This window comes from Acaryochloris sp. IP29b_bin.148 (assembly GCF_028285565.1).
GTDB lineage: Bacteria > Cyanobacteriota > Cyanobacteriia > Thermosynechococcales > Thermosynechococcaceae > Acaryochloris.
In genome coordinates this window covers 1-15,141 of sequence record NZ_JANQOY010000106.1, presented here as the reverse complement: position 1 = coordinate 15,141, position 15,141 = coordinate 1, and the positions used below count along the sequence as shown (strand labels likewise).

At 48.4% G+C, this 15,141-nt stretch carries 12 protein-coding genes and 1 riboswitch; of the genes, 7 read left to right on the top strand and 5 right to left on the bottom strand.

What is annotated here, in order from left to right:
* Positions 1–863 precede the first annotated feature (863 nt).
* Positions 864–2,528, bottom strand: coding sequence for a glycerol-3-phosphate dehydrogenase (glpD, locus tag Q0986_RS10050; RefSeq protein WP_299409170.1), 1,665 nt, complete (start codon positions 2,526–2,528; stop codon positions 864–866).
* Between the two features lie 272 nt (positions 2,529–2,800).
* Between glpD and Q0986_RS10045 the strand changes: the two genes are divergently transcribed.
* Entirely contained in the window at positions 2,801–3,382 is a 582-nt protein-coding gene (locus Q0986_RS10045) for a thioredoxin family protein (protein WP_299409167.1), read from the top strand.
* On the opposite strand, the gene Q0986_RS10040 is transcribed toward Q0986_RS10045, so the two are convergent.
* Both Q0986_RS10040 and Q0986_RS10035 read right to left on the bottom strand, forming a co-directional pair.
* A complete protein-coding gene (locus Q0986_RS10040; protein WP_299409164.1) occupies positions 3,342–3,917 on the bottom strand; it encodes a hypothetical protein in 576 nt (191 codons plus the stop codon). The genes Q0986_RS10045 and Q0986_RS10040 overlap by 41 nt on opposite strands.
* A 242-nt stretch (positions 3,918–4,159) precedes the next feature.
* Positions 4,160–4,741 carry a hypothetical protein gene (locus tag Q0986_RS10035; RefSeq protein WP_299409161.1) on the bottom strand — a complete coding sequence of 194 codons (582 nt, stop codon included), beginning with the start codon at positions 4,739–4,741 and terminating at the stop codon, positions 4,160–4,162.
* A gap of 263 nt (positions 4,742–5,004) precedes the next feature.
* On the opposite strand from Q0986_RS10035, the gene Q0986_RS10030 reads away from it, so the two are divergent.
* From Q0986_RS10030 to Q0986_RS10015, 4 genes are all read left to right on the top strand, one after another.
* Positions 5,005–6,528 carry an AAA family ATPase gene (locus tag Q0986_RS10030; RefSeq protein ID WP_299409158.1) on the top strand — a complete coding sequence of 508 codons (1,524 nt, stop codon included), beginning with the start codon at positions 5,005–5,007 and terminating at the stop codon, positions 6,526–6,528.
* Positions 6,529–6,605: 77 nt separating this feature from the next.
* Positions 6,606–7,064 carry an SH3 domain-containing protein gene (locus Q0986_RS10025; RefSeq protein WP_299409153.1) on the top strand — a complete coding sequence of 153 codons (459 nt, stop codon included), beginning with the start codon at positions 6,606–6,608 and terminating at the stop codon, positions 7,062–7,064.
* Between the two features lie 4 nt (positions 7,065–7,068).
* Positions 7,069–8,259 (top strand): 5-(carboxyamino)imidazole ribonucleotide synthase, encoded by a 1,191-nt coding sequence (locus Q0986_RS10020; protein WP_366918557.1) that lies wholly within the window; start codon positions 7,069–7,071, stop codon positions 8,257–8,259.
* On the top strand, positions 8,249–9,190 hold the full coding sequence (locus Q0986_RS10015; RefSeq protein WP_299409147.1) for a cation diffusion facilitator family transporter: 942 nt from the start codon (positions 8,249–8,251) through the stop codon (positions 9,188–9,190). Before Q0986_RS10020 ends, Q0986_RS10015 begins: the two co-directional genes overlap by 11 nt.
* A 168-nt stretch (positions 9,191–9,358) precedes the next feature.
* Here Q0986_RS10015 and Q0986_RS10010 read toward each other — a convergent pair whose 3' ends face one another.
* On the bottom strand, positions 9,359–10,090 hold the full coding sequence (locus Q0986_RS10010; protein WP_299409143.1) for a Bax inhibitor-1 family protein: 732 nt from the start codon (positions 10,088–10,090) through the stop codon (positions 9,359–9,361).
* 439 nt (positions 10,091–10,529) lie between these two features.
* Between Q0986_RS10010 and Q0986_RS10005 the strand changes: the two genes are divergently transcribed.
* Positions 10,530–11,324: an RNA polymerase sigma factor SigF gene (locus Q0986_RS10005; RefSeq protein WP_299409140.1), complete on the top strand. Its 795-nt coding sequence runs from the start codon at positions 10,530–10,532 to the stop codon at positions 11,322–11,324.
* 617 nt (positions 11,325–11,941) lie between these two features.
* Positions 11,942–12,028, top strand: a riboswitch (cyclic di-GMP riboswitch).
* 33 nt (positions 12,029–12,061) lie between these two features.
* Here the strand turns inward: Q0986_RS10005 and Q0986_RS10000 are convergent.
* On the bottom strand, positions 12,062–13,528 hold the full coding sequence (locus tag Q0986_RS10000) for a sugar transferase (RefSeq protein ID WP_366918556.1): 1,467 nt from the start codon (positions 13,526–13,528) through the stop codon (positions 12,062–12,064).
* A gap of 358 nt (positions 13,529–13,886) precedes the next feature.
* On the opposite strand from Q0986_RS10000, the gene Q0986_RS09995 reads away from it, so the two are divergent.
* Positions 13,887–15,071 carry an RtcB family protein gene (locus tag Q0986_RS09995; protein WP_299409135.1) on the top strand — a complete coding sequence of 395 codons (1,185 nt, stop codon included), beginning with the start codon at positions 13,887–13,889 and terminating at the stop codon, positions 15,069–15,071.
* Positions 15,072–15,141 lie beyond the last annotated feature (70 nt).

The window sequence follows — 15,141 nt, the reverse complement described above, 5'->3', positions numbered from 1 at the left end:
ATATTGCAATCACACAATGGCCAAACCTTTCCAGTGGCAATTTAAGGGATTCACTCCGTACGGATAACTGATGAACTATTTACAGATCTATGGACTAGTTTCACTAACCGGGGCGCTACATTGTTCTAAATCAGCCTGCCATACCCCTTGAAATGCTTGAGGTACGTCCTGATATTGCTTTACTTGAGCCAAAGTACTGTTGGTTGTATTCGTTGATGGTTCGGGATGCTCTGGTTCTACAGCATCACTAGTTCCGCGTGATTCAGGGCTTGATGATGTATTAGGGGTTTGACTTGCGGAGCACCCTCCAATTGTCACCAGTAGGGAAGTTATACAGACAACAGTAACTGCACCAAAGTGTCGAGAAAAGCGTTTTGAGTTCAGCATGGATTCAAGATATTGTTTGTCCACCATAACAATTCTGAGATAAGCAATTGCAACGGTTATGGTTATGATGCCCAAAGACAAAATCTAGACTGTGATGGTATCCCCATAAACAAGACAGGGGTAACACCATCCAGCCCTTAAGGTATGAGAAACAATTAATGATAGGTATGAGTTCCTAATCCAGAATCTATTTTGTTCTAGACTCAAGGAATGCTCATGAGGAAGGTCTGTATGGTTAAGCCGTTTAGAAACCCATTAGCAATTCTTGTGGTTTTTGGTTTCTCAATCCTCGTTTACTCACGCTATTCCCAAGAGCAACAAATAACGCAGCCAAAAACGGTGTTAGACACATCCCAAGAGTCACCAGTGTTCAAGACATTGATGATGCGAAGGGCAGTTCCTGATTGAGTTTGCTACTGACGCGACACCTCACTCTCTGGCGAGATTCCAGGGGAGAGATCGTTGTTCACAATCCTTTAAACCGATGAGGCTGGCTCAGTCATGGCGAAGTCAGGCAAACTATTGAGTTCAATGTAGTGGTGATACTGTTGGATTTGGCGATCGCACTCGGCCTCACTCCAGTCACAGTGCTGTCGCAAAATCGCGGTCACCGCTGGCAATACATCAAAACCATAATTCGTTTGCATGGCTAACGTGGTGCGGCGTAAACAAATATCAAGTAAAGTGTGCGCTTGTTCTGTTTGCACCGCATACACCACTTGCGCCTTGATATCTAGCAGATGAGGCACGATCGGATCGGCGAGGTCAGGGGTTTGATCCACCAATGCCAGAATTTGCACCGCCTGACTGCCGTAGATAGAAAATAAATGAAAGACGGCTTCCCTGCTCATGACAGCTTGGTATTTACTGGTCATGGTTTCGATTAGCGTATCGTTGAGTGCGATCGCCCCCGGTAACAGCTCTTGCTGGGTTGTGCAAGGAGCATGTCGTCCTTGCTTCTTCAACGCTGCATCCACCATTTCTTCCGCCACTTGTCGGTAGGTGGTTAGCTTGCCTCCAATCAGGGAAATTAGGTTGCTAATCCCGGCTGACGCATGATCATAGAGCACATGACTACGGGTAATACTGCTCGTCTTTTTCCCTGCGCTGTAGGGCAAGGGACGAACGCCTGCATAGGTAAAGCGGATATCAGCGCGGCTGAGCTGCGCACAGGGAATTACCCGGTTTGTTTCAGATAATAAATAATCAATTTCGGCATTCTCAGCTTTGACCCGATCCAGATCACCCTCGTAACGGATATCTGTTGTCCCAATCAGATATTGATTAGCCCAGGGCAAAATGAAAAAAGGACGGTTATCTACCGCTGCTTCCACATACAGGGCTGCCTTGGGAGCACCGGGAAATGGGTCCACAATAATATGGCTACCTTTGGTACCGCCAATTTTGCGATCTTGGCTGTGGCCATTGGGCTGCATGCCAGCCAAGACCTGATCCACCCACGGACCTGCCGTATTAATCACAACGGCTTGGGGAGATAATTGCAGGGTATGGGTGTCACCGGTGAGCCGATCCTCACAGGTCAGCGTTGTGACTCGTCCATGTTGGTGATGGAGCTGTGTGACTTTAACGTAGTTGAGAGCCTGCGCTCCAGCTGCTTGGGCAGACTGCACTAGCTCTAAACATAACCGCTCTGCACGGACTACCTGAGCATCAAAATACTGTGCAGCCCCTTTTAATCCATCAGGGTTCAGATGCCGAAATAGCTGCTGACACTTTTGAAGACTTAAAATGCGGTGATTGGGAAGGGATTTATCAAAACTCAATAAATCATACAGGAGCATCCCCGCCTGAATTTCCCAGAAATTACGGGAACCACTGGCATAGACCGGAATAGACATTTGTAGCGGTTTGACTAGATGAGGGGCAACCCGCAACAACACTTCTCGCTCCCGTAACGACTCTCGGACCAAGTTGAACTCAAAGTACTCTAAATATCTCAACCCGCCATGGATAAGACGGCTGGACCAGCCTGTGGTACCACTGCCAAAATCATCTTTATCGATTAACAGGGTTGGGATGCCGCGTAAGGCCGCATCGCGGGCCACACCCGCTCCATTACTTCCTCCCCCAATAACGATTAGGTCAAAGGCTGTTGTTTCAAGCGTTTGCCAATTTCTCATGTGTTAGCACACCCTAGTTGGATTGACAGGACTCTACGCAACTGATGACGCAGACTCGCTCTGCCAACACGATGACATATTTACGGATTTTCTTCTATGTTTGTCGTCATGCCCATAACATCACGGTGCTCAAGTGCTAAAGCTCGTATCAGTGCAGATCAGTGCAACTTTGAAGGCTAGACGGTTGCCAATGGGGTTAACAGCGGTAGACTGGTTAACTGAGTTCGCTCAAGCGACAATAGAAGTGTGCATGTTGCCCAAGGATAGAAATTATGGTTTTAACCGCTTCTACGATGTTGACGCTCGGGACCCCCGCTCCTGATTTTCAATTGCCAGATGTTGTCAGTGGACAAACCATTTCTTTAGGTACATTTGCGACTAGCAAAGCCTTATTGGTGATGTTTATTTGCCAACATTGCCCATTTGTAAAGCATGTCCAATCCGAGCTGGCCAAAATTGGCCAAGATTACCAATCCCAAAATTTAGGGATTGTTGCGATTAGCGCCAATGATATTCAGAGCCATCCTTTGGATGATCCTGAGCATTTATTAGCCATGGCGACCAGTCTGGGGTTTAATTTTCCGGTGTGTTTTGACGAAACTCAGGACATCGCTAAACATTACACAGCAGCCTGTACCCCTGATTTTTTTGTCTTTGATGCAGACCGTAAGCTGGTCTATCGAGGGCAACTCGATGACAGCCGTCCCAGTAATAACCTGATGATTACAGGGCAAGATTTGCGAGTTGCCTTAGATGCCGTATTGACCGATCAACCCATTCCCTCAGAACAAAAACCGAGTATTGGCTGCAATATCAAATGGAAACTGGGGAATGAACCCTCTTATTTTGGTTGAAGGTATATCTGGAGACCGGTGAATCGAGTTTGATGGAGCGAATGCGGGAGGCTATCACCTCTGCGTCTCTTGCGTGTTGGCAATGGTCGTGAAAGTCGGAGGCCAAGGTGGGGGAGGGGATGCGCTGACTTAAGGCAGCAATAAATTCCTGAGGCTCAAGGTTGACGGTTCCCTGTTCAGATAACGTTTGCTCCAGAACCACCTCAGCGATGGGACCAATACAGTTGGCTAACTCCTGCTTACATCGATTCAGGAATTGAGAAGATAGCGTGTTTGGCGGGGAGCTTGGCTGAGTCACCCTTGGTGATCTAACTTTTCTAACTTGCTTCCACACAATCCAATGGGAGTCATCTTCTTGCAGCAGGCAGATCTGCCCGGCTTTGCAGCAAATTTGGCAATATTCTAATGCGGCTTTCTCTAGCTTTTTAGAAATTTTTGGCCCCAAGCGAAACAGTTGCCCATGAAATAACAACTGATGCTCATTAATGCTTTGTATGCCTTGAGCCTGAAGATCTTGAATCTGGACAATTCTCAAGGGTATCCTCCTGCTTAAGCAAGCTGTAGCAAGCAAAGCCCTCCTCTCCAATTTTCTCTGTCATCAAGAGTCTATTCTCTATTAGTATAAATGTCTGTCCAGTGAGAGTAAACTGATTTTGCGCGAAGTGACTGATACGTTATTGTGCAGACTTCTGTATGCAAAATAAGTTTACTCACAGCGTTCTAATTCTGTATCAGGAAAAACATTTTTTCTCCAAGGATGGGTTCTGATACAGACATTTATGCAGACTGTAATGCTTGCTGAAACAGCAAGGCCGCTTTCTCGTTCGGAATTTGCTGAGCGAGTGATTCAACTAATTGCTGGGGAGTCATCTGAGGAGATTGCTTGAGTGTTTTTTGAATCAAAAAAGTCGCCATAGGACCCACATGAAGGGTGAGTTCTGTCCTGCATTGGTTAATAAAGGCTCGATTAACCAGGTTGGCACGGATTCCCTCCGATTGCCCCGTAGAAGGGGAGCGCGGCGGGAGATGTTGTCCAGTTCGCTGAGCTGTATGAGGGCTAAGCACTGCGAGGTCTGCCTGCAAGGATCGCGATAACTCTGTTTCCCCCTGAGTCTGGAACGGTTGAGCAGAGGTATAGGGCCGCAAATGCTGCCAAGCCATGAAATAGGTGGGAAACTCAACGAGTAAGTATTGCCGTCCTTGGCAACGGGCATCCTCACAAAACTCAATGGCGGCTTGACGCAAGGATTTGGTAAAGGCAGGACCCGGCTTAAACCATTTGCCTTGAATCTGGAGCGCAGAGGATTGATCGTTCAGTAGACCTCGTGCTTCTAAATCTTCAGATTGGATGATAGACATATTCAGTTCCCCCGACTGGCTCAATCGTTTTTTATGCTACATAAAGCTTTTGGTCTACCCCTATGGGTACTGCAATTCTGAAGGAGTTTTTTATCAGTTTACCTACACCGCGCGTGTGGTTGCCAGCCCACCAGAGCGATGCCCTTCTCTGCAACACCTAGATCAAATTGGCACGCGAACGGTAGGATCTTGGCAGCATTGATGGGTATCCATCACCACTGTGTTCTTACCGTCTAGATATTCACCCCTCCCTGGTTAGTTCCATGAGCTTCAGTCATGAGTTTGAATTGTTACTCAGAGCCCGATATCCACTTATTTATATTCCCACGTCCGAAGAAGAGCGAATCGAGACAGTCATTGCGGATTCTGGTAAACGACAAGGGAATCGAGCGATTTACACCTGGGATTTTGTAGATGGATATCAAGGCAATCCAACGGATGCAGGATTTGGTCAGCGCAATCCGTTACAAGCACTGGAGCTGATCGAGCAGTTACCAGCGTCTGCACCGGCTATTTTTATCTTGCGAGATTTCAACCGTTTCCTCGAAGATGTGGCGGTGTCTCGGAAGCTGCGAAATCTGGCTCGTTTGCTAAAGTCACAACCTAAAAATGTGGTGCTGCTAGCGAGTGAGCTAGCCATTCCCAGTGACTTGAGTGAAGTGGTGCATGTGATTGATTTCCCCCTGCCAGACCTGGATGATATTCGCGCTGAGGTGGAACGATTACTGGCGGCCACGTCCCATTCTCTGACGGGTAAAGATTTAGATGATTTGGCCCGCTCTTGCCAGGGATTAACCATGGATCGGATCCGACGGGTATTGTCCCGTGCGATCGCAACCCACGGTCAACTCAGTGCAGATGATGTGGAACTGATCCTAGAAGAAAAACGACAAACCATTCGCCAAACTCAGATTCTAGATTTTTATCCTGCTCGGGAAAATATTTCTGATATCGGTGGACTCGATAATCTCAAAGACTGGCTGCTACGCCGGGGAGGATCCTTCTCCGAAAAGGCCCGACAGTATGGGTTACCTCATCCTCGGGGGCTATTACTCGTGGGCATTCAAGGCACCGGTAAATCCTTGACGGCGAAAGCCATCGCCCACCATTGGCACCTACCTCTATTGCGATTGGATGTGGGGCGTTTATTTGCCGGACTGGTGGGGGAATCAGAATCCCGAACCCGACAAATGATTCAGCTCTCCGAGGCCCTAGCCCCCTGTATCCTTTGGATTGATGAAATTGACAAAGCCTTTGCGGGCATCGATGGTCGAGGAGACTCAGGGACAACCAGCCGCGTCTTTGGCACCTTTATTACCTGGCTGGCGGAGAAAACGTCCCCGGTCTTTGTGGTGGCGACGGCCAATAATATTCAGTCTCTGCCCCCCGAAATGCTGAGAAAAGGACGATTTGATGAGATTTTCTTTGTGGGATTGCCGACGAAAGAAGAGCGGGAAGCGATTTTTTCAGTCCATTTATCTCGCCTTCGTCCGCATAACCTTAATCAATATGATTTACAGCGTTTAGCTTACGAAACCCCCGATTTCTCTGGGGCTGAGTTGGAACAAAGCCTGATTGAAGCGATGCATTTAGGCTTTAGTCAAAACCGAGATTTTACGACCGATGATATCTTAGAAGCCGCGAGCCAAATCATTCCTTTAGCCCGTACCGCTCAAGAACAGGTAGAATTTCTGCAAGATTGGGCGGCATCAGGGAAAGCGCGATTAGCGTCCAAGCATAGTACACTAAGCTTGCGCATTCAGCAGCAGCTGCAGCAACCAGACTAATAGGAGGTGGGTGTGCAGACATCGATCCTTATGCCAATAACCCTAAAATTCCCTCTGCTCTTAGAATGTGACTCATTGTGTCCTCTGCCTCTATGAAACCGTCTCAGATCGTTCAAATCGCCATTGGTGTCATCTTGGGTTTGGCCGTTGTTGGGGGAGTGGTTGTCGGCGCTGGATACTTATATCTCGGCCGATTTTCCGCAGTTCCTGCGAAACCTAAGTTCGCCAATGATACTCAATCCACACCAACCCCCTCTAAACCGAAACCTTACCCTGCGGTCGTCATTTATCCTGACGGTCTATTTCTCCGAAAAGATAAGTCGTCAGAGGCAGAAGTGATTAAGGTTCTAGAGTACGAAGAGCCGGTCACGGTGATTGACCTATCGCCTGACCAAAAATGGCAGAAGCTCGAAGCCGATCTAGAGGGTGAGTCTGTGGAGGGGTGGGTCTCAATGGGCAATACGGAACGGGTTCCGGATGAAGATGCAGCAGCAGAAGCGCCTGAGTCAGAACCGCAAGCTGAACCAGCATTATAGTCCCATGTCTGATTTTGCGATCGCAGCCGTATCTGCTCAACTCCCAACGCCAATTCACACGATTGGTGTACTGGGGGGTGGTCAGTTGGCTTGGATGTTAACCAAGGCAGCGCCCTCTTTAGGACTCAATCTGATTATTCAAACGCCCCATGCTTCTGATTCAGCCCTCCAGGAGAGTACTGATCTGGAACAGCAGGCCATTCTAGCGCCGATTACGGATATTGCCGCCACTGCCAAGCTCGCCCAGTATTGCCAAGTGATCACCTTCGAAAATGAGTTTGTTGACTTAGAGGCCTTGGCAACATTAGCCGCTGAAGACGTCTGTTTTCGACCCAGCTTGGCCAGCTTAACGCCTTTACTGGATAAGTATGAACAACGCACCTTTCTCGCCAAGCTAGGATTGCCCGTTCCCAACTTCGCGCCCCTTGAGACCCAACACTTACCCGCATCCTTTGACTTTCCTGTGGTGATTAAGGCCCGACGCCATGGCTATGACGGCCAAGGCACGTTTATTTGTCATACACCTAAAGACCTCGCTCAGTGTTGGCAACAGGCCAACCAAGATCCTGCTGTGTTAATGGTGGAAGCCTTTGTTCCCTTTGCGCGAGAACTGGCAGTGATGGCAGCGCGCTCTGCCACTGGCGAGATTTCACTATTTCCCGTTGTTGAAACCTATCAGCACGATCAAGTTTGCCATTGGGCCATTGCCCCTGTTCAACTGTCACCCACCACTCAAGCACAGATCAATCGCATTGCATCCCAGATATTAGAGCATTTAAATTTTGTTGGAATTGTGGGGATTGAGTTATTCCAAACTGCTGATGATCAGGTATGGGTGAATGAAATTGCCCCACGGACTCATAATTCAGGCCATCTGACCATTGATGCCTGCGCAACCTCCCAATTTGAGCAGCATTTACGCGCGATTAGTGGTCAACCCTTGGGGCCAACTCACCTCACCACAGCAGGTGTCGTCATGGTGAACTTACTGGGGTTTGAGACGGCTAGCGATCATTATTTACACAAAAGACGAGCCATTGCTGCTCTCCCGCAGACCTCTGTTCATTGGTATGGCAAGAGCGACGCTCGACCTGGGCGGAAGTTAGGACATGCGACAATGTTGCTATCTTCTGAGGATCGGACAATGGCCATCAATATGGCCCATAAAATCGAAGCGCTATGGTATGAAGGCTAAGGTACAGACAGAGAATAAGACGGGCAACCAAACAGCCCGACGCTATATTCTGCTATCAATTGCCGCTGCCCTGATTACAATGGGGCTGAAGTTTGGTGCTTATCGGCTTACCTCGTCTGTGGGGTTGTTTTCGGATGTGGCCGAGTCGAGTGTCAATCTGATTGCTGCTTTAGCCGCCTTTTGGGCCTTAACAGTCGCCGCCCAGCCCCCCGATAAAGAACATACCTTTGGCCATTCCAAAGCCGAATATTTTTCTAGTGGCCTCGAGGGGGTACTCATCTTGGTTGCCGCCATTGGCATTGGCATCACGGCCATCCCCCGAGTTTTCAATCCTCAACCGCTGGCGGAGTTAGAAGTGGGGTTAGGCTTGTCCTTAGTGGCATCCCTGGTAAATGGCGGTGTCGCATTGATCCTGCTGAAAGCAGGAGAAAGGTTGCGATCCATTACCCTCCGGGCTGACGCTCACCACCTGTTAACGGATGTCTGGACCTCTATGGGGGTCGTTGCCGGATTGGTGGTTGTTAAGTTGACGGGGTGGTTAATCCTTGATCCCTTAATGGCTATATTGGTTGCCCTTCATATTGCTTGGGTATCGGTTCAGCTTTTGCAGGAAACAATGGCCGGGCTGATGGATAGTGCTTTACCAGAAGCGGATCAAGCCATTATTCGAGCGACACTTACTGCTTACCAAGCCCAAGGAATTCACTTCCATGCCTTACGAACTCGTGTGGCTGGGGCACGTAATTTTGTCTCGTTTCATGTGTTGGTTCCGGGCGATTGGACGGTCCAAAAAGGCCATGAATTGTGTGACATCCTAGAAAAGTCGATTATGACAGCCTTGCCCGGCACACACGTGATGACTCATCTAGAACCCATAGAAGATCCTGTTTCTTGGGCAGATGCTGAACTCGATCGCTCTCACAATCCCTAGATTAAGGATAGGGCTGGTTGGTATGCTTCAGACCCCTCGCCCTGGCCAACCTAACGGTTGTCGTCTGACCCAAACCATCTGTCACTGGTGCATTGCAAGATTTAAAAGTTTCAAGGGGCTGGATGATGGTCCAACCCCTTGAAAGCAATGTATGAACGACCTAATCGGTTAATCCCGGCTATTGATTGCAATCAAGAACCTGAGGATAAACACAAACAGATTGACGTAGGTTAAATACATCGACAAGGCTGCAGATAGATATTGTTCATCTTCATAGGTTCTCGGTAGAACAAAGAAATCAACAACGGCTGACCCCACAAATAGCAAGACGCCAATGCCAGAAATCCCAATTTCCATCCAGCTGGGGGTAATAATGCCAAACCACATACAGATGACTTGGGCAAACATGACCACGAGTAAAGCGATTAACCCGAGCTGAAAGGTTTTGGTCAGTGCAAACCCATCTTCATCTGATAAATTCGCACCGATCGGGCGAGCAGCAATAAAGGTGATGCCACAACTCAACGCTGCAATGGCTAACCCCGTTTCGCCAACGCCTGGCGTTTTTAGAGCGAGTTCAATTAGAAAGGACAGGGTATAGCCGCTGACGATGCTAAAGGTTGCCAACAGAGGGAGGGCAACGTCGTTATTACCTTTAGTGGCTGCTCTTTGGGAAATAAAGGCCAGGACAAAGAACAGAATCATGGCTGGCAGACTAGTGGCACTGTAAGTTTGGAGGCCAAAGTCAGAAATAACTTCTAAGCCGCCCCATGCGCCGACAGCGGTTAAAACTAGGCCCCCGCCTAGGAAGGGAAGGGCATTTGAAATGACATTGGGGCCAACAAGGGCGTTTTGTTTGGCCTCACGAATGGCGTCACGAAAATTACTGGTATTACTCACGGACTTCCTCTTTTAAAACAAACTTTCTTATCGGTCTGCTACCTCTATATTTTGCCTTATCTCTTCAAAAAGTAGGAAGGCAACGGTTGGGGGGGATCCGTAATTCTCGGGTATATACGGAGACCAATAGCAGATGAGGATTAGAGAAAAGATGGCTATTCTTCCGTAATGTCAACGATTAGACCTTCCTTGAGTCAATTAACCTGTATGCTTGATATATAAAGGGTTATTCCTCCAAAAAAGAATGATTTTCCATATTTTCTATGGATATACGCTTCTTTGTTTCCAAATGTAAAAGAGATCTCAGAGAAAACACTTAAGTGTAAATACGGAGGTGTCTTTCAATGGCTTTTATAAAGTCCCGTATTTTAACGATGGTTTTATTCACTGAGTATCTCCATAATAATTGCCAGGTACAGGACATTAGGACGAATAAACTATGGCTTATCAAACTTCCCTACAGTCCCAAACAATGGAGATGCTGGTTGCTTATCGCCAGAAGCCCTCCGTTCAGCTTCGAAATCGTCTCGTTCGTCTGAATATGGGATTAGTCCGTAAAGTGGCTCACCGCTTAGCGCATCAATGTGCCGAACCCTATGAAGATTTAGAGCAATGTGGTTGTCTGGGGTTGATTACTGCGATTGAACGATTTGATCCGTCCCAGGGGTATGCCTTTAGCTCCTTTGCTGTCCCTTATATTAGAGGCGAAATTCTCCACTTTCTCCGCGATCGCGCCAATACTGTTCGCATTCCTCGCCGTTGGCAACAGCTCAGCCGCGATGGTGCCAAAGTTCGCCAGGCTTTGACAATGGAATTTGGACGTACCCCCAGTGACCAAGAAATTGCCGATGAGCTGAATCTGTCCATGAAAGAATGGCGGGCTGTGAAGCTGGCGACTTCCAATCGTGTGCCCCTGAGCTTAAATGCGCGGGTCTCTTCTGGCCATCATCAACAGTCCGATTCCATGATGACCCTGGGCGATACCCTGATGGATGCTCGGTGCCAAATTATGCAAACCAATCAAGAAGATCGCTTGGAACTTCAGCAGGCGCTGGATCAGCTAGAAGATCGCACCCGAGAAATGATTGAGTCTGTTTTTGTCCATCAACTCTCTCGTCAAGAAGTGGCCCAGAAGATTGGGGTTAGCCCTGTCACTGTTACTCGTCGGATTAAGAAAGGAATCGATGAGCTAGTGAACCTTCTCCAGCAGTCTGCTGCTTTACAAGAGGTGTAGTTGCATCGGCCTTCGAAATGATGGATATTTTGAGCATTACCCACGGGCTGAGTTTTCCCGTGGGTATGATAGCTGGCCCATCGGGGTTTCTGGTGCTATGTCGCAAATATTCATCCCATCCTTGGGGAACCAACAGGGGGTTAGCCTGGTCAGAGTATCCAGCCCTTAATAAAGGGCAACCGCAATGTTAACCGGAAACTCTGATCGGTGAGCGAGGCCGAAGCTTAATAACAGTGAGCCATTCAATTGCGCAGGATTATGAGGAAATATCACCTAAGCAGACTATTGTTGTCCAAGGCTTGGGATTATAACGTTCAGCAGCCGTGGATGACTGTTTTGCACTGACAGAAGTTTAATGGTTTGACCAGGCCCCAATGTGATCTATATCACTTTTTAAGTCCAGCAAAATAGTCTGGCATTCAGCAACCTCAAAAATGCGTATTGTAATGGAATGTTAAAATCCCGTAATCTTTTCCCTGTAAAGGTTGTATGGATTTTATGTATTTCTACAGGTTAATGTAAATAGAAATTTAATAGCTTTTTGTAGTCATGGAGGATAATTCAGTTTATACTCGTATACAGATGGGCTATCGATCCCCCCGTATAGCTCAGTTAAGTCCTCGAAACGGCAACTTGTCTCGAAAGAGCAAGACGCAAATTAACGAGTCTAACCCTTTATTGGCACGATGGTCGTTAATACCGAAGGGACTTTATTTTTATGGTGGGTATATTTCGCTTCAGTACGCACCATAGCCGAACAGTACGATTCTTGCTGTTTCTACCAAAATTTCTAAATCAAGGTTCAGCGACCAGTTGTCGATATAGTACAAGTCCAATCTTGCTGCCTCGTTAAAATTGCCCACTTTGGAGCGGCCTGAGATTTGCCATAATCCTGTCATCCCTGGTACGACATGGTGGCGAATATGGTGCCAAGAGTCAAAGCGCTCGACATCGCGAATGGGGAGAGGGCGGGGACCCACAAGACTCATTTGTCCCCAAAAGACATTAATAAGTTGAGGCAGTTCATCCATGCTAGTGCGCCGCAAGAACTTTCCGATCTGCGTCAGACGTGGATCATCTTTGACCTTGAAGAGGATGCCATCCTGGTTCTGATTTTGAGATTCCAGCTGGACCTGCAACGCCTCCGCATTGGTGACCATGGTTCTGAACTTCCACATCTGAAAGATGTTTCCCCCCAGACCGACTCGTTCTTGACAAAAAAAGACGGGGCCTGGAGCAGTCAACTTAATTGCGATCGCAACACCAACAAAAACAGGAATCAGCAAGATCAGCAACCCGAGCGCCGCCGCAATATCAATTAAACGTTTGACTTGATAATCTAACCCACCTAATAAAGGCGCTTCCGTTCGCAAAGTGGGGATATGGGCAAACATGTCAGGAATACCCCGTCGATGGAGCATTTCCACACTGGAAGGCAGTAGACGGAGGGTGATCCCTTCTCGCCTCAGTTGCCAATACAGCATCGAGGCTAACTCTGTGGGCGGCAACCCCTCAGCCAATACTTCGATTGCTGGCGTTTTACAGATAAGCTGCATCATACTGTTCGCATTCGCCGTAGAAGAGAGCGCTGCTCCGACAATCCGATATTGAGATTGTTGCTTGATCACCTGTGCGAGAACAGGTAGCCGCTCTGCGGGCGCAATAATAAAAACCGGAATTTTACTGCGGTGGAACAAACCAATTTGTTCTAATACAAGCGTGGTGATTAATCGTAAGCCAATCACCATGATGATGCTGCTAAACCAAGCTGTAAAAAAAAGAGAGCGCGGTGCATCCAGTTTGGGGTCATAAAAATAGCTGATGACCAAGGACCATAGGTAGGATAAGCTTACTAACTGGCCTGCCCGCACGTAATGCTTCCAGGCCCCTGAGGTGTTATACAACCCCCCACAGGCAAAGACCACCATCATCAACCCTGAAAAGACCCAAAATAGACTGGGCAGCCCTAGCCAATACCACCAAATTAAACGTTCAGGAATGGGTGCATAAAATTCATTGAATCGTGCCGCAATTTCCCAGGAGATACCTAATGCGGCAAAATCACTGATCAGCAAAACGGCAATTCTGGGCCAGCGTCCGATCAAGCCTTTGGAGAAGCGCAGTTTATGAGGGGCTCGAATATCGCCAACGAATTGTTCGATCTGGTGGGGGAGTTTAACCACAGTATTTGCAGGAGGCGGCATCATCACTCATAGCATTCAACCTAGCTTCACTAGGGGCCAATTTCCAACAGTTGGGCCAAAAGTCGGGACCGCTACAGCTTACTGTTCTGATCGTTCCCTCTCTGCCTTGCCAATTTTACAAACAGTTGTGGACAGGCGGTATCGAGGGCGCATGTTTCAGTTTAAAAGGCCAGCAAGGCTGAAAAAGTTCTCCCAGTGCCGAGTGTCTGCCCTTCTACACAGGTGACAGCGTTAAAGCAAGAGATTTGCCAAACAGGGAAAATTTTTGTAGTATGTATACTACAGATGCATCTCCCTAGAAACACAACATCATCGTCTCTAGGAATGCAGAGGTACACTTTTCATTTGGGTTCAGGATATGTCTTTCCAACCGCTCAACTTATCAGCACCAAAGCCAGTCCTGTCCTGGGCCAATCATGATTTGGGGCCAGCAGAGACCCAAATGGCCAAGAACGTTGCCTCCTTGCCGTTTGTCTATAAGCATGTGGCCTTGATGCCAGACGTGCATCTGGGCAAAGGGGCTTTAGTGGGATCTGTCGTTGCCACCAAGGATGCCGTCATCCCAGCAGCCGTGGGCGTTGATATTGGTTGTGGCATGGGGGCGATGCAAACGCCTTTCACAGCCGATCAGCTTAACAGCAAAGTCCTGAAGCAAATCCGCTTGGATATTGAGGCCACGATTCCGGTAGGCTTTAACCAAAACGACGAAGCGGATAAGTCGGTCTACAACTGGCAGCGCTGGCAGGACTTTAAGCATCTTCATTTTGGGGTGCAGCACCTGGAAAAGAAAGCCTTGCGGCAAATGGGCTCCTTGGGCGGAGGCAACCATTTTATTGAAGTCTGTGTGGATTCGGGCGATCAGGTGTGGCTAATGCTGCATTCCGGCTCCCGCAATATTGGCAATATGCTGGCCCAAAACCATATCAGAACGGCGAAGGAGCTAGCTAAGCTGGCGGAGATGAAATTGCCGGATCTCGATTTGGCCTACTTTGTGGCGGGTACTCCTGAATTTGCCGCCTATTGGCGGGACTTGCAGTGGGCTCAAGACTATGCCCGCTATAACCGAGAGGTAATGATGGCCCGCTTTAAGCGAATTGTGGAGAAGCATTTGGCTGGGGGCAAACCCACCAAGCCAGTGCTATCCGTTAACTGTCATCACAACTATGCGGAGCAAGAGATGCACTATGGAGAGCAGGTCTATGTCACCCGTAAAGGGGCGGTCCGGGCTCGCCAAGAAGACTACGGCATCATTCCCGGTTCCATGGGCGCGAAGTCCTATATTGTCAAAGGCAAGGGGAATCTGGAAAGCTATTGCTCTTGTAGCCACGGAGCGGGGCGGACCATGTCTCGAACCAAGGCGAAAAAGCACTTTACCCTGGATGATTTGATTGAACAAACCCAAGGGGTGGAGTGCCGCAAGGACAAGGGAATTCTGGATGAAATTCCTGGGGCCTACAAGCCGATTGAAGAAGTGATGGCGAATCAGTCCGACTTGGTAGAGGTGGTTGCCACCTTGAAGCAAGTGGTCTGCGTTAAAGGATAGTGGGGGATTTGGGGGGATCTCCCACCCACTGCCTTTGGCCGCTATGATGGAGGCTATTATGGCCATTGTC

What these genes read in the sequence shown, in the direction of transcription:
- Q0986_RS10030 (WP_299409158.1), top strand. Translation starts at nt 5,005, where the DNA reads ATGAGCTTCAGTCATGAGTTTGAATTGTTACTCAGAGCCCGATATCCA.
- glpD (WP_299409170.1), bottom strand. Translation starts at nt 2,528, where the DNA reads ATGAGAAATTGGCAAACGCTTGAAACAACAGCCTTTGACCTAATCGTT.
- Q0986_RS10035 (WP_299409161.1), bottom strand. Translation starts at nt 4,741, where the DNA reads ATGTCTATCATCCAATCTGAAGATTTAGAAGCACGAGGTCTACTGAAC.
- Q0986_RS10000 (WP_366918556.1), bottom strand. Translation starts at nt 13,528, where the DNA reads ATGCCGCCTCCTGCAAATACTGTGGTTAAACTCCCCCACCAGATCGAA.
- Q0986_RS10005 (WP_299409140.1), top strand. Translation starts at nt 10,530, where the DNA reads ATGGCTTATCAAACTTCCCTACAGTCCCAAACAATGGAGATGCTGGTT.
- Q0986_RS10045 (WP_299409167.1), top strand. Translation starts at nt 2,801, where the DNA reads ATGGTTTTAACCGCTTCTACGATGTTGACGCTCGGGACCCCCGCTCCT.
- Q0986_RS10015 (WP_299409147.1), top strand. Translation starts at nt 8,249, where the DNA reads ATGAAGGCTAAGGTACAGACAGAGAATAAGACGGGCAACCAAACAGCC.
- Q0986_RS09995 (WP_299409135.1), top strand. Translation starts at nt 13,887, where the DNA reads ATGTCTTTCCAACCGCTCAACTTATCAGCACCAAAGCCAGTCCTGTCC.
- Q0986_RS10020 (WP_366918557.1), top strand. Translation starts at nt 7,069, where the DNA reads ATGTCTGATTTTGCGATCGCAGCCGTATCTGCTCAACTCCCAACGCCA.